Raw genomic sequence first — 14,503 nt, 5'->3', positions numbered from 1 at the left:
TTTGGTTTTTCGCATACATTCGCATTTGCTCCACCTACCTTCGCGGCAACTACTCCCTAACCAGCACAAAGCCGGAATCCTTTGTGCGGATTCCGGCTTTTCAGACTATCAATTACAGAAGCAGTTATTCCTGCCCCGCCGCAAGCAGTTCCTCGACGGGCCAAGGAAGCGGGTTGTTGAATGCCGTCCAGTCCTGCTGCATCTCCTCTGCAGTCAGCAGGCAGCGGTCCAGGCGGGCTTCGATATCCTCACGGTTCATCTGGACTCCGATGAAGACGATCTCGTTCAGCCGGTCTCCCCACTGCCCGTCCCACTTCGCCAGCACATCCGGTTCCGCAGCCAGCACCTCCTGCTGCTGCTCCTCCGGCAGGGTAGCCAGCCAATAACCGGCGGGACCGAACTGGATGGACGGCCCCGCCTGGCTGATGGTCGCTGCCAGATCACCGCTGGCCGCCAGCCAGACCAGTCCTTTTGCCCGGACGACCTCAGAGGGCCAGTTACTGAAGAAGAAGCTCAGCCGCTGCGGCTGGAACGGCGCTCTCCGGCGGTAGACGAAGGAGGTAATGCCGTATTCCTCAGTCTCCGGTGTGTGTTCCTCCTTGGCAAGCTCAGCGATCCAGCCGGATGACTGGCTAGTCTGTTCGAAATCGAATAATCCCGTATTCAGAATCTCGGATAGCTCCACTTGTGCATTCACCGTGCGAATGATCTTCGCCCGCGGCTGAAGTCTGCGCAGAACCGCCTCCAGCTTGTTAAGCTCCACCTCCTCCACCAGATCACACTTGTTAAGCAGCAGCACATCACAGGTCTCGATCTGATCGATCAGCAGATCGACGATATCCCGGAAGTCGCCTTCACCCGCCGTCATATTGCGGTCCAGCAGACTGTCGCCCGAGGCGAAATCATGCCAGAAGCGATTGGCATCGACCACCGTCACCATCGTATCCAGCCGGGCCAGCTCGGTCAGGTCGATATCCAGCTCAGGGTTCGGGTAAGTGAAGGTCTGGGCCACCGGGACCGGCTCACTGATGCCGGAGGATTCAATCAGAATGTAATCAAAACGCCCCTCCGAGGCGAGATGATTCACTTCGCGCAGCAGGTCATCGCGGAGGGTGCAGCAGATGCAGCCATTGGACATCTCCACCAGCTTCTCCTCTGTGCGGGAGAGGCTGCTGCCGGATTTTACCAGATTCGCATCCACGTTCACTTCACTCATATCATTGACGATAACGGCTACCTTCAAGCCCTCACGGTTATGCAAAATATGATTGAGCAGGGTAGTCTTGCCGGAGCCAAGGTATCCGCTTAGCACTGTTACAGGAATTTTGTCCATTGTAGTCTCCTTGTATATTATATTTTCAGAATAGCGCGGCTAATCAGCTTAGCGGGTCTCCCGGTGCAGCGTGATGCGCTTCAGGCGCGGGCAATATTTTCTCATCTCAAGGCGTTCCGGTGTCGTCCTCTTATTCTTCGTGGTGGTATAGTTGCGGTCGCCCGTCTCCGTACAGGCCAAGGTAACGATTACTCTCATCTCCATCTTGCTCCTTTCTATTTAATCGTAATTATTACGATTTACACATTCTACACGCTCCAGCCCTCCGCTGTCAACAGCTGTCCCCGAACATTTCAGCTCGCTTAGATTAGTGTTCTTTCCTGAATAAGCTTGACGTATAGATGGAATTACAAGCGGAAGCGGCTTGGCCGCCTTCTTATGGGGACGGTACTATTGGAGCGGGAGAGTGAGCCATGAAGATACCTGTGATTATACTGAGCGGATTTCTGGGGAGCGGAAAGACGACCCTGCTGCTGAGTCTGCTGAAGGAGAGCCAGCGGAGAGGGCTGAACCCGGGAGTAATCATGAATGAGCTGGGCGCAAAGGATGTGGACGGCTATATCCTTCAGGAGAGTACCGGCACAAGTGTGGAAAAGCTGCTGGACGGCTGCATCTGCTGCAGCCGCAAGGAGGAGCTGCCGCGCAGCCTGATCGCCCTGCTGGCACGCCGCCCGGACATCATCTACATCGAGCTTACAGGGGTAGCTGACCCGGATGAGATCGCGAAGTCGCTGCTGGCTCCGGCGCTGGCAGACCGGCTGCAGCTGCACCACGCCATTACGCTGCTGGATGCCGAGAATGCACTGGAATACAGCAGCCGCTTCTCGTCCGACAAGCAGCTCGTCCGCACCCTGCGCAAGCAGATCACCACCGCTGATCTCATCATCGTCAACAAAAGCGATCTGGTAGAACCGGAGACTCTATGGAAGATTGAGAAGATGGTCTACAAGCAAAATTCGGAATCCGAGATTGTCTTCACCCACTACAGCCAGATTAATCTCGCTCCGCTGCTGATAGGTATCGCAGCACGCGGATTCAAGGGCTCTTCTCCCCGGCGCGGCCCCGGCAATATCAGCGGCGCTACCCTCCAGCGGATGAACACGGACAATAGCAGCAGCGGCGGCAGCGCAACGGCAGTACATGAGCCTGAATCCGGGACGGACGGCTCTTTTTCCCAAGTGGCAGCAGTGACGTTAACCGTTCCCCCGGCATGGACCGGAAGCCTCCGGCAGGAGGAGCTGGAGCAATTTTTGCGGCAATGGGGCTACAGTCTACTGCGGGCAAAGGGCCATGTACGGCTTGCAGGCCGGGATTCCGTGCAGCTGGTGCAGCTCGCGGGGAACCGCATCTCCTGGGAGCCTTCAAGTTACCCGGGCCAGCCTTACATCGTCTGCATTGGCCTGAATCTGGACGAGAGGGCGATCAGCCGCAGCTGGGCGGCGTTATTCAGCTAAGAACCTTGTGCGGGAAGGAGCCGATAAACCCTTGACCACCTTTACTCCGTTTAAAATATTGCCGCTGCTCTTTTCCGCCGCTTTTCTGCTTACAGCGGGCAGCCTGTGGCTGCCCGGGCATCTAAGCCTGCTGGACAACGGCTATGTCGACACGTTCAAAACTGCATTCCTCGGCATTTTGCTGGAGGCCTTGCCGTTTGTCCTGCTGGGCGCGCTGCTCTCCTCCCTGCTCCGCGTCTTCGTGCCGGACGAGCTGATCTCGCGCTGGATTCCGCGCCGCGCGGTTCCGGCTATTCTCTTCGGCTGCCTGCTCGGAATCCTCTTCCCCGTTTGTGAATGCGGAATGATTCCACTGGTCCGCCGCCTCATGCATAAGGGGATGCCTCTCTATGTTGCCATCGTCTTCATTCTGTCCGGCCCGATCCTCAATCCGGTCGTCTACGGGGCCACCCTGACGGCCTTCCGCTCCCATCCGGAGCTGGCCTACACCCGGATGGGACTGGCTTTTGCCGTCGCGGCATGTATTGGCCTGATCATCTACGGGACCATCCGCAGATCGCCGCTGCGCCTGTCCATCCGCCGGGAGGGAAGCGAAGAGCAGCATGGCACACTACGCGGGGGCCGGGCGGCGGCGGTCCTGGTGCATACGTCGGATGAATTTTTTGAGATGGGCAAGTTCCTGATCATCGGCTGTCTGCTGACTGCGGGCATCCAGACCTTCATGAATCAGAGCAGCCTGTCCGTCATTGGTGACCGTCCGCTCGGCTCCTACATATTCATGATGGGGCTGGCCTTCGCACTCTCACTCTGCTCCACCTCCGACGCCTTCGTTGCGTCCACCTTCCTGCATACCTTCCCGGCAGGAGCGCTGCTAGCCTTCATGGTGCTGGGACCAATGCTGGATTTCAAGAACGCCCTGATGCTGCTCTCGCTGTTCAAGACCAGATTCGCCCTGTACCTGTTCTTCCTCATTGCCGCGGCCGTCTTCACCGGCTCCGTGCTGGCTTCATTCTGGCTGTAGCTGCCCTGAAATTCCAAATATCTGGAGGAGGATCTGCATGAATAACTCCGGGAGCATCCGGTTTCACTATGTACTCAGGGCGGTTATTCTGCTCGCCTTCGCCCTCTATATCGGACATCTGGTCCAGCAGGACGCCCTCCATTATTATGTTGCGCCTAAGCTGGCCCGCTGGATCAGGTTATGCCCAATTCCGCTGTCCCTAATGGCGCTCAGCCTCGGGCTCCAAGGTGCGCTGGGCCAAAGCTCCGCCCTCTGCGACTGCGAGCACCGCCTGCCCCGTTCATTCATGGGCAGCTCCGCGCTGTACAGCCTGTTCCTGCTTCCGCTGCTGCTCGGGTTCCTGCTGCCCGACCGGGCACTCGGCAGTGCCGCAGCGGCCAAGAAGGGCCTTACCCTGACTTATACCGCCGTAGAGTCCGACACTGGGGACAGGTTCACTCCGGCCAACCCCTATGAGGCCGAATTTGCAGAGCTGGCAGGACAGCTCTACAGGCAGCCCGTCATCCCTGTATTCCCTGAGATTTTCTCAGAAACGCTAGGCGCCCTTAATCTCTACAAATCGCAGTTCGAGGGCAAGGAAATCTCCGTATCCGGCTTCCTGTACCGTGAGCCGCAGGGGTCCGGTCAATCCGGCTACGCTGTCAGCCGCTTCCTGGTTCAGTGCTGTACGGCAGATGCCACCCCTTTCGGCATTCTCCTTGCGCCGGGTACACAAATAAGCCTGCCCGCCGATACCTGGATTGAGGTTCGGGGCAAGCTTCATGTGACGCTCCGTGAGGGCGTAGAGACTCTGCAGATCGCTCCGCAGAGCATAACCGCTATGGCAGCACCGTCCACACCTTATGTGTACACGAACGCCGATGCCGCAGCGGCATGGACAGAGCTGCAGCCTTGACTAGATGACCGCATCCAGCCCGTTGTCATCCTCCAGCGAAGACTGCGGGTTCGAGATTTCCACCAGGAGACGGGCCGGAATACAGATAATTTGCTGCTTCGGCCGGGAGATGAATCCCATGTCCAGCGCAATGGTCAGCGGAGCATCGGAATAGGTCATCTGAATACCATAATCGAATACCTTCAGCGTGTTATGACCATATCTGGTGCGGATATCAATAATCTGCTCTTCCTTGGTCAGCTGTACAGTCTTGTAGGCTTTGCCGTTCACGGTGATTACGGCCTCCAGTTCCCCTTGCTTATACGGATGATTGTGGTTAGAGAACCACTTGTAACCGTAGATGGAACCGGCGGCCAGCAATACAATGAGAATCAGCAGGAAATCTCCGCGCTTCATCGTTTTCACTCTATTGACCCTTTCGCTTGCCGTTATTCATTCGTAATATTTACGATTTATATAATAGTAATGCAGACAAGGAAAAGCTGTCAACGTGAATAGCGCTCGCTTTGCCTGCCAGCTATCCGGCCTTCTATATTACAAGACTACCTGCGGATGCTGCCCGACCATTCCCTCAGCACTCTGTCCAGCTCTTCTCCACGGATCGGCTTGGGGATAAAGTCCTGCATCCCTGCCCGGAGGCACATCTCTTCATCTTCCTTACGGGCAAAGGCCGTGGCGGCAATAATAACCGGGGACAGCCCCATCGCCTCGCGGATCTGCCGGGTCGCTTCAATTCCGTCCATGCCCGGCATCTGAATATCCATGAACACCAGATCATAATGCCGGGAACGTACAGCTTCTACCGCCTGTTCCCCGTTCACTGCCAGGTCTGAGGAGTAGCCGCGCTTTTTGAGAAAAGTCTGCAGGATCTGCTGATTCACCTGATGATCCTCTGCGACTAGGATAGACAACGGTCCGTACTGGCCCTCGGGATGATCCAGGTTGAAGATCCCGCCCTTATACTCCTGAGTGGCAGCAACTCCTGCCAGCAGCGCTTGGCCCGGCTCCTCCACCGAATACATCACGCCGATGGTAAAGTAGAATTCCGAGCCCTCCCCTTCGACGCTATTCACACCGATAGCTCCGTCCAGCAGCTCGACCAGCTTCTTACTGATCGCCAGCCCCAGTCCCGTCCCGCCGTACTTACGGTTGATCGAAGGGTCCAGCTGGGAAAAGGACTGGAATAACAGGTTCTGGCTGCCCTGCGGAATGCCTATTCCGGTATCAGTTACCGTGAACCTCAGAATCAGCGAGCCCGGCTCCCCGGCAGCCTCCAGCTTCACACAGACGCCGACCTCGCCTTCTTCCGTGAACTTGACCGCATTGCCGACGAGATTCACCAGCACCTGCCTCAGCCTGGTTTCGTCGGTGATGACAACAGCCGGAATATCCGGCTCAATATGGCTGCGCAGAATCAGCCCTTTCTCCTGGATACGCGGATAGAATAGCTCACAGACGTTCTGAACAACCTGCCGGATATCGACCGGCTGGAGATCCAGCGTCATCATGCCGGATTCAATTTTACTGAAATCCAGCACCTCGTTAAGAATATGTACGAGCGCGGCGCCGCTTTTATTAATAATCTGGGTGTAATACTGCTGTTCCTCCGTAAGCTCTGTTCCCGACAGAAGATCCGCCATCCCGATAATTCCATTCATCGGTGTACGCAGCTCATGGCTCATAATCGCCAGGAACTCCGACTTGGCCCGGTCAGCCTTCTCCGCAGATTCCTTGGCACGCTCCACAGCCTTCTCCTCGGTGATATCCCGGAAGACCACCACCGCCCCTTTATGCTCTCCGTTATCATATAGTGCCGTCATCCGGTATTTGACCAGGAAGCTGGAGCCGTCCTGACGCCAGAAAATCCCTTCCTGCTCCTGCTCATAAGAGAGCTTGGTCTTGAGCAGCTCCGCCAGCGTCCGGTGTCCCCCGGGATACAGCTCACCGTCCATCCAGGTCTGCGCGATCGTATGCAGCTTGATATTACCGGCCAGCTCCCCCGGATTATACCCGAGCATGACAGAGGCAGCGGGATTAATAAATACGGTCTCCCCCTCCAGATTCATGCCAAAAATCCCCTCCGACACAGAGTTCAGGATCAGCGCATGCTCATAGCTAAGCTTCTCAATCTGCTCCAGATACCGCTTAGGCTCTGTAATATCACTGGTAATGGCGAATACGCCGACCACTTCATGATCAATCAGCATAGGGACATAAATCATCCCCACCTCCACCCGCTCGCCGTCGTGACGGATCACCCGGGTATCGAAGGTCTGGGCCATGCCTCCGGCTGCCGCCAGAAACCGCATATTCACATGCTCCAGCTCATCCTCTTCAATAATCTCACAGTAACTGGAATGTATTAGGGTCTCCCTGCTGTATCCAGTCAGCTGCTCCAGACTGGCGTTCATTGACTGAATGTACCCCTGCAGATCCATGGCACTGATGGCAGACGGATTGTATTCGAAAAGCGACTTGTAGCGGTTCTCGCTCTCACGCAGCTGCTCCTCCATCCGTTCACGCTCGGTCACATCCTGCACCATACCGCGGATCTGCTGAACCTTGCCGGAGGCATCCAGGATCACTTCCCAGTGTGCGTAGAGAGACTTACGATCCTCACTACCCTTCACTCTGAAAATCGCCTCGCCCTTAGCCCCGGACTTCAGCGTATAATGCAGCTCTTCACGCAATCTGTCCAGGTCCTCCGGCACTACACAGTCAAGCAACTGAGTATAATGGACCACGGTATGATTTCCGCAATTCCCGCCTAATTCAAAGATAGCCATCAGCTGGCCGGAGACGATCAGCTGCTCATAGATGGAATTCCACTCCCAGGAGCCCATTTGTCCAAGCTCCTGCGCGGCAGCCAGCATATCTTCAACCTTCTTCCGCTCGGTGATGTCACGGGCAATCGTCAGGATCTGCCGTACTTCGCCTTCACGGTTCCGCACCACCTGAAGGGAGCTTTCAATCCAAAGATAATGGCCGTCCCTATGCCTGACCCTGCGTGTGAAGGTGTCACTGTCAGAGTAGAGCTTCCCCGGCTCGGTCATTTCCAGTGCATCCGCTTCATGGTAATATTCCGTTTTGTTGCGGCCGATCATGCCGCTTGCCGGATAGCCGAGCAGCGTTTCGACTGACGGGGAGACGTAGCGCAGCGTCCCGTCAGGATCGGATAATGAAATCATATCCGGAGTGTGCTCCGTAACCAGCTCGTAGAGCTGGTGGTCCTCCTCTATCTTCTTCTCCGCGATCTTGCGCGCGGTAATATCCGTCATCTCCGCAACCAGATGGGATGGACTTCCCGTCTGTTCATCAATGATCAGAAAAAGATGCAGGGCAACCCAGAGCATCTCGCCATTCTTATGTACGAACCGCTTTTCGGTATCTACAGCCATATCGGGACTGCTTATTAAATCATTCATAATCTGCCCGTGATCCAGGGTATACCCTTCATCCGGAAAGACGATATCCTGATAACGCAGCTCCTTGAGTTCGGTCTCAGTGTATCCCAACATCCCGCAAAGCGCAGGGTTGGCCATGAGCATAGTTCCATCCGTAATGGATACTGCCGCATATCCTATTGAGGACCGCATGTACAAGTGCTTAAATAGTGTGTCGGACAAAGCTAGAGCCTCCTCTGAGAAAATGGGGGACATAATTTAGTAACATTATACCTTTTATTCGGAATTTATGCTCCAGACCTAAAGTCCCGCTAATGATGGTGTGCAGGACAAGCTGCCGCTGGAAACGGTGCATATTCACACACAAAATAACCCCACAAAGTGGGGCTTTAGCGCAGGTGATGACTCAGGTACTTTGCGGGGACCCCAAAACATATACATTCTACAAGTGGAAACAGCTTTGCCGTCCTTTTAAGGACGGTATCGTTTCAGCGAGAAATAGAAGGATACTTTATCGTGTGCAACATATAAAGTCTTATATTTTCAAAAACACCGCCCTGGTCACTTTCATGACGTCAAGGCGGTGGGTTATAGGTTAGTCCAGTCTCCTGCGCGGCAGCCAGAAGGCACAGAAGAGTACCAGCGTCAGCGATAGACCGGCAAGCAGCCACTTGCCGTTATCCCATGGCTCCTTAAGCAGGCCGAACAGGTAAAAGGGCCCGGTCAGTTTGCCTTTGGTGGTGAAATCCAGCAGATACCAGGAGAATCCGGTAATATATCCAGCCGAGAGGTTACCGGCCAGAAGAGTAGCCGTCAGACCGGCTGATCCGATCACAATGGCGGTGATTGCCGTCCCACCCACCATCGGCCATAGCTCAAAATCTGCACCTCTTTCATGTATCCAGGTGAACAAAGCAGCGACCGCAAGGAAGATATAAAGAGCGGTAAGCAGCCAGCGGAACAGAAATAACGGAAGATGACGTACCCGCTTGGCATAAAGCACCTCCTGGATGCCGCCATCCTCCAACAGACCTAGATGCGGATAGACTATCAGTCCCAGCAGGCTGACGAGGAATTCTCCCAGTTTCGCAACCTGGAGCCTGTCCATGAATACAGGGTCTATGAATACCGGTACGGCTGCCAAAAGTACCGCTGACAGCAGCCAGGAATAATGCACTGTCAGCTTAAGATTATAACGGGCGAGCGGAGCGATGATCTGCCGGCTCATCTCAGTGCTCCAGATGCGGGCACCGCCGGAGTCCGCTTCGTCTTCTTCCTGCCAAGAGACTGTGCAGAATCCATACGGCTACGGTTTCTTTCCCACAGCCAGGCTGCCCCGGCGGTCAGAAGAACGGCCAACAGCAGGTAGATGCTGCGGTTAAGGGCAATCTCATCTGCCCAGCCTTGGTACAGATTATAGTCATTAGGTGAATTGAAGCGGATGAACAGCCGGTTCAGCCCATAGGAGCCCATAAGCGGCAGTACGGATACGAACCACCAGATGATCTGCAGGGCGATAGGCACAATGCCCCGGCGGAACAGCATGGAGCCGAACATCCCGAAGGCGACAGAGATCCACAAGGTGGGCAGCAGCCACCAGGCGGTATAGCTGAGAAAGACTGATATAGCCTGTCCCGTCTGACCAGTAAGCCCAAGCTTATCCACCGTCTGCCAGCCCCCAATGACAGCGAGAATGAGGTAGACGAGGGAGAGCATAATCCCTTGGGCGATAAACTTGGACCCGACATATACCCACTGGGAGACCCTGCGGCTGTAGATCAATTCATTCATCCGGCTGGAGCGGTCCCGCAGCAGCAGGAAGGCGGACAGAAAGACCGGGAAAATCCCTGCGGGCAACGACAGATAATCACTGAAATAACGGGCGGCTCCGGGAAGCAGTTCCCCAGCGTCTACCTTGGCATTATAGTCCGCAAGCTGCGCTTGCTGTGCCTTCTCTGCTTCGTCCACAGACTTTATAACATAACTGTAACCATCCAGTCCTTGTTGTTGGTACATGCTGTTCCCGCCCAATCTACTGTTCAATGCCTCAGCGACACGATAAACCTCATCCATGCTATATTGGCTGGGGTCCTTCAGGATCTTAGCCAGCTGTGAGATTGCAGCGGTCAAGGCCGCCTTCTCTCCGGCATCCAGCTCCACCTCCATCGGGAAGCCCAGCCTGATCTTCTCGATGACTCCCGCATTCAGATCCCGCTTCATCTGGATCTTCATCTGTTCAGCCAAGCTGCGGGTATCCCTCGGAGTGGCCCAACCGTAATAAGGTTGTTCCGCAGTTCCCATATTCTGCGGCTTACTTATTACAGGAGGACCGAGCGCTCCCCAGGTCTCCTCCGTAGCATACGAAGTGAAATAGAAGAATATGCTGGCAATCACAAACAGATAGAATACCAGACTGCGCAACGTCATGCGCATCTCCTTGCCGATCAATGCCATCATACGCAGGATTCCTCCCTGCGCATCAGGTGGAGGTACGCATCTTCAATCGATGGCGCGGCCTGCTGTGCCCCTGCGTAGGGCTGCTCCTCAGCGAGCACCCGGACCCGCATGCCTGCACCCTCCGGCACGGCAGACAGTACCGGAAAGCGGTCGCGGTCCCGCTCCCACTGCGCCCGGTCCAGCTCAGCGATCCAGACACGGCCGGCCGCAGCGGCGGTAAGATCGCCTATTCTGCCGTGATACCGCAGACTCCCCTTCTGCAGTACGGTCATCTGCTCGCAGGTGGACTCCACATCCTCAACGACATGCGTCGACAGAAGAACAATCCTGCCCTCGGCGAACCGTCCCAGCAGCCGCCGGAAGCGGATGCGCTCCTCGGGGTCCAACCCCGCTGTCGGCTCATCGACAATCAGCAGCTTCGGCTCATGCACCATGGCCTGGGCTACACCCAGCCGCCGCTTCATGCCGCCGGACAGCGCCTTGACCTTGGTCCGGCGCTGCTCCGTAAGGTTCACTTGCTCCAGCAGATCATCTATTCTCCGCTTCCGTTCGGAGCGGCCGCCTATTCCGGACAGCAGCGCAAGATAATCCATAGCCTCATAGACAGTCATTCCAGGATAGAAGGCGAACTCCTGCGGCAGATAGCCAACCAGCTCGCGTACCCGGGCTTTATCCTGCAAGGAAACCCCGCCTATCTCTACCGTTCCTGAACTGGGCGTCAGCAGAGTGGCTAGCAGCCGCATCAGCGTAGTTTTGCCTGCCCCGTTCGGCCCCAGCAGGCCGTGAATGCCCTCGCCTACCCGAAAGCTGATATCCTGCAGTGCCGTCTTGCTTCCGTAAGTCTTGGTCAAATGGTTAATGATTAGCTCCATTTCAGTTCTCTCCCTTTCCTGCAAATCCTGTTCAACCGTCGTTCTCCAGACTCCACAGCAATTCAAGCTTCTCGATCAACAGACCTGCTGTAATCAGAAGGAGCGACAGCGCAACACACAACCCCTGATCCACCTTGCCGACCCAAATCATCAGGGCGAATACGGCTGTAATGATTGTGATACCTGAAACTGTAAGAATTTGCCGTCTGGCCAGCACCTTGCGGTTATGCAGTACTTTCTGTGCTTCACACTTGTCGTATTCCAGCAGACGGGCCTTGCGGTAGACTTCATCCAGAAATAGCTGTTCTTGTTCCGTTGACTTCACAATCCCACTCCTCCTTCTCGTAGATCTGCCTCAGCTTCTTGCGCGCCCGGTGCAGCAGCACCTTGAAGCTCACTTGATTCCGGCCCATCACTGCGGCCGCCTGTTCATAAGACATCTGTCCCACATCCACCAGATAGACCGCCTGCCCGTAATCAGGCTTCATCTGATACAATCTTCTGCGCCATTCCACATCCTCTTCCCGGATGATAGCCAGCTGTTCAGGATTTCCCTCATCCGGGTTATGTACGCTGCTGCTCTCCGCCGTATACGGTAAGCTTTGCTGCCTTGCACGCTTACGGACCGAGTCTATGCTCTTGTTGCGGAGGATGGTAAACAGATAGGTTTTGAAGGATGCCCGGTAATCATATTTCTCCGGGTACACCAGCAGATAGGCGAAGCAGTCCTGCGCCAGATCCTCGGCGGTATGATAATCCCCGGTCAAGTGGTACGCAAACCGCACAGCCTGCTCCCGGTATTGCCGGACCAGCCATTCAAACGCGTCCCGGTTCCCTTCCGTGAACCTGATTAGCACCGCCTCTTCATCCAGCCGAGAAGCCGCCGCCTCATCCGCCGTCTCCTGGTCCACTGCCACAAGACCTTCTCCCCGGTCCCTTTCGCTCCCGTTCGTCTCACACGCCCCCTCTCCTGCCCAGCCGTCTACTGCTTATTCGTTCAAGTAAGGCAAAAGGTTACAGTTTGTCCGTGAAAAAATAAAATCACCCCAACGGGTGAATGATGCCGGTACCTCCTGCCACGTGTAGGCAGTACTTTACGCGCCTCCATCCACTCTGCTTTCTGGCGGCATATAGCATGAAACATGAGCAGCATGGAAATCCAAACATTTGGCCCAGGTGCCTGCTTGCGAGCATTATGTATGCTGTTTTTGGCATACATTGGGTCCATATGCCTCTGTAGCACTCTTACGTTACACCTGTTTCGGCATTCCTTTGCATCGCTTCTGGGAAATAAGTCTCTTCCCCGTCAACTGGAGTAGAAACGCAAAAAATAGCCCTTCCGAAGAAGGGCTATTGAGTAATGCGGATGCGGTCAAGAGGACTCGAACCTCCACGATATTGCTATCACTGGCACCTGAAGCCAGCGCGTCTGCCAATTCCGCCATGACCGCATATTATGTAGTTCAGTGATTCAATCACCGTAATTAAGAATATACTCTCTTTTTTGGGGAATTGCAAGCTCTTTTTTGTCAAGAAATCTAACGGTCAACAAGTAGAAACGGCTTTGCCGTCCTTTTAAAGGACGGTACCGTTTCAGCGAGAAATAGAAGGATAATTTATCATGTGCAAAATATAAATTCTTATATTTCAAAAAAATGACCCTGCCAGCAGGCAGGGTCCAGAGTTCACCAGATATAATCACACATACAAGCTGAGGCACACTCAATATAACACCCGATTGTTAAAGCAGTATGTAATCTAATCATTGACTTCAACAATTAGATATATTTGTCGCGTCCGGCCCCCATACCGGCTGCGAATAGCAACACACTGGCTACAGCAAGCAGCGCAAGCGGTACATTCCAGCTCCCCGCAGCATCATGCAGCAGGCCGAACAGCGCAGGACCCATCGCGGCGAGCAGATAACCTGCCGATTGGGCCATGCCGGACAGCTCGCTGGCCTCCTGCGTAGTCCGGGTGCGCAGGCTGAAGAACATCATTGCCAGACCGAAGGCGAAGCCCCCGGCAATCCCAATGCAGATAGCCCATAACGCCATTAGTGCGGTACTGCCCAGCCAGACGCCAAGGATACCGGTGATAAACAGAACAGAAGTAATCACCACCGGCAGCCGCTGGTTCTTCATCCTTCCAGCCCAGAGCGGCACGAAGAACGTGAACGGCAGCTGGGCCAGCTGCATCAGCGAGAGGATCCAGCCGGCATGGCCGGCAGACATCCCCCGCTCTCCGAGGATCACTGAGAACCAGGCGATCAGCACATAATAGAGCAGGGATTGCAGTCCCATGAACAGCGTAACCTGCCAGGCGAGCGGAGAGCGCCAGACCCGTGCCGCTGATGAGGATACAGTGCCTGCCTGTCCCGTGCCCAGACTCTTCAGCTGCGGAATCCAGAAGATCGTAGCCAGTGCAGCAATCATGAACCAGAGCGCCAGCGTCCCTCTCCACCCCAGCCCTGCACGGGTGGCTAAGGGAACACTCAGCCCCGAGGCAGCCGCTGCACATATATTCATAGACACGGTGTAGATTCCGGTCATCAGACCGATGCGGTGCGGGAATTTCCCCTTGATCAGTCCCGGCAGCAGCACATTACAGACGGCAATCGACAAACCGATCATGGCCGTACCTGCGAAGAAGGTTACCGTGCCGGAAGCCGAACGGACCAGAATTCCCATGGACAGTGTGAGCATGGCCAGCACCAGGATATTGGGCAGTCCCAGCTTGCGGGCTAGCCGCGGCGCGAAGGGTGACAGTAGAGCAAAAGCCAGTAAAGGCAAAGTCGTAATCGCCCCCGCTAGAGTATTAGACAACCCCAGGTCATCCCGGATCATCTCCAGCAGCGGTCCGACGGAAGTGAACGGGGCGCGCAGGGCAGCGGCCACACAGATGATTCCGGTGACGAGCATCCATCTGCTGCGGACATCCGCAGCAGATGAGGACAAGGCCGGGCTTGTCCTCTTGTTATTTTCACGGCCGAGCTTCATGTGGTACCTCCAGGTCGCAGCAAAACACCCGTCAAGCCCGGAGCTTGTCAGGGAATAGCCGCTATATG

13 protein-coding genes and 1 tRNA gene are annotated in these 14,503 nt (G+C 55.4%); 3 read left to right on the top strand and 11 right to left on the bottom strand.

Annotated elements, in window-relative coordinates; all coding sequences use genetic code 11:
- Window positions 1–124: 124 nt before the first annotated feature.
- Window positions 125–1,333, bottom strand: coding sequence for a GTP-binding protein (locus tag MKZ07_RS01730; RefSeq protein WP_036702283.1), 1,209 nt, complete (start codon window positions 1,331–1,333; stop codon window positions 125–127).
- Window positions 1,334–1,381: 48 nt separating this feature from the next.
- Window positions 1,382–1,531, bottom strand: coding sequence for a 50S ribosomal protein L33 (gene rpmG / locus MKZ07_RS01725; protein WP_036702285.1), 150 nt, complete (start codon window positions 1,529–1,531; stop codon window positions 1,382–1,384).
- Window positions 1,532–1,746: 215 nt separating this feature from the next.
- Here rpmG and MKZ07_RS01720 point away from each other — a divergent pair, with 215 nt between their 5' ends.
- From MKZ07_RS01720 to MKZ07_RS01710, 3 genes are read left to right on the top strand one after another with little or no spacing between them, the layout of a single operon-like run.
- On the top strand, window positions 1,747–2,787 hold the full coding sequence (locus MKZ07_RS01720; protein WP_341024155.1) for a CobW family GTP-binding protein: 1,041 nt from the start codon (window positions 1,747–1,749) through the stop codon (window positions 2,785–2,787).
- Window positions 2,788–2,818: 31 nt separating this feature from the next.
- Window positions 2,819–3,808 carry a permease gene (locus tag MKZ07_RS01715; protein ID WP_341024154.1) on the top strand — a complete coding sequence of 330 codons (990 nt, stop codon included), beginning with the start codon at window positions 2,819–2,821 and terminating at the stop codon, window positions 3,806–3,808.
- 37 nt (window positions 3,809–3,845) lie between these two features.
- Complete coding sequence (locus MKZ07_RS01710) at window positions 3,846–4,703, top strand: TIGR03943 family putative permease subunit (RefSeq protein WP_341024153.1); 858 nt, start codon at window positions 3,846–3,848, stop codon at window positions 4,701–4,703.
- Here MKZ07_RS01710 and MKZ07_RS01705 read toward each other — a convergent pair whose 3' ends face one another.
- From MKZ07_RS01705 to MKZ07_RS01665, 9 genes are all read right to left on the bottom strand, one after another.
- Complete coding sequence (locus MKZ07_RS01705) at window positions 4,704–5,099, bottom strand: NusG domain II-containing protein (protein ID WP_076157723.1); 396 nt, start codon at window positions 5,097–5,099, stop codon at window positions 4,704–4,706.
- 146 nt (window positions 5,100–5,245) lie between these two features.
- Window positions 5,246–8,329: a PAS domain S-box protein gene (locus tag MKZ07_RS01700; RefSeq protein ID WP_341024152.1), complete on the bottom strand. Its 3,084-nt coding sequence runs from the start codon at window positions 8,327–8,329 to the stop codon at window positions 5,246–5,248.
- A 373-nt stretch (window positions 8,330–8,702) separates the two neighbouring features.
- The gene (locus MKZ07_RS01695) at window positions 8,703–9,335 is read right to left on the bottom strand and encodes a hypothetical protein (RefSeq protein ID WP_036702295.1); all 633 of its coding nucleotides are present in this window, start codon (window positions 9,333–9,335) and stop codon (window positions 8,703–8,705) included.
- On the bottom strand, window positions 9,332–10,564 hold the full coding sequence (locus MKZ07_RS01690; RefSeq protein WP_076157732.1) for an ABC transporter permease: 1,233 nt from the start codon (window positions 10,562–10,564) through the stop codon (window positions 9,332–9,334). The genes MKZ07_RS01695 and MKZ07_RS01690 overlap by 4 nt, the downstream gene beginning before the upstream one ends.
- Complete coding sequence (locus MKZ07_RS01685) at window positions 10,561–11,436, bottom strand: ABC transporter ATP-binding protein (RefSeq protein WP_341024150.1); 876 nt, start codon at window positions 11,434–11,436, stop codon at window positions 10,561–10,563. Before MKZ07_RS01685 ends, MKZ07_RS01690 begins: the two co-directional genes overlap by 4 nt.
- A gap of 31 nt (window positions 11,437–11,467) precedes the next feature.
- Window positions 11,468–11,761 carry a hypothetical protein gene (locus MKZ07_RS01680; RefSeq protein ID WP_076157737.1) on the bottom strand — a complete coding sequence of 98 codons (294 nt, stop codon included), beginning with the start codon at window positions 11,759–11,761 and terminating at the stop codon, window positions 11,468–11,470.
- Window positions 11,724–12,353 (bottom strand): RNA polymerase sigma factor, encoded by a 630-nt coding sequence (locus tag MKZ07_RS01675; protein WP_341024147.1) that lies wholly within the window; start codon window positions 12,351–12,353, stop codon window positions 11,724–11,726. Before MKZ07_RS01675 ends, MKZ07_RS01680 begins: the two co-directional genes overlap by 38 nt.
- 450 nt (window positions 12,354–12,803) lie before the next feature.
- Window positions 12,804–12,887: transfer RNA gene (locus MKZ07_RS01670), tRNA-Leu, on the bottom strand.
- A 327-nt stretch (window positions 12,888–13,214) separates the two neighbouring features.
- Entirely contained in the window at window positions 13,215–14,435 is a 1,221-nt protein-coding gene (locus MKZ07_RS01665) for a CynX/NimT family MFS transporter (RefSeq protein WP_076157743.1), read from the bottom strand.
- Between the last annotated feature and the right edge of the window lie 68 nt (window positions 14,436–14,503).

It is taken from the genome of Paenibacillus sp. FSL P4-0338, from assembly GCF_038002365.1.
Taxonomy (GTDB): domain Bacteria; phylum Bacillota; class Bacilli; order Paenibacillales; family Paenibacillaceae; genus Paenibacillus_AQ.
This window is presented reverse-complemented; position numbering and strand designations above follow the sequence as displayed.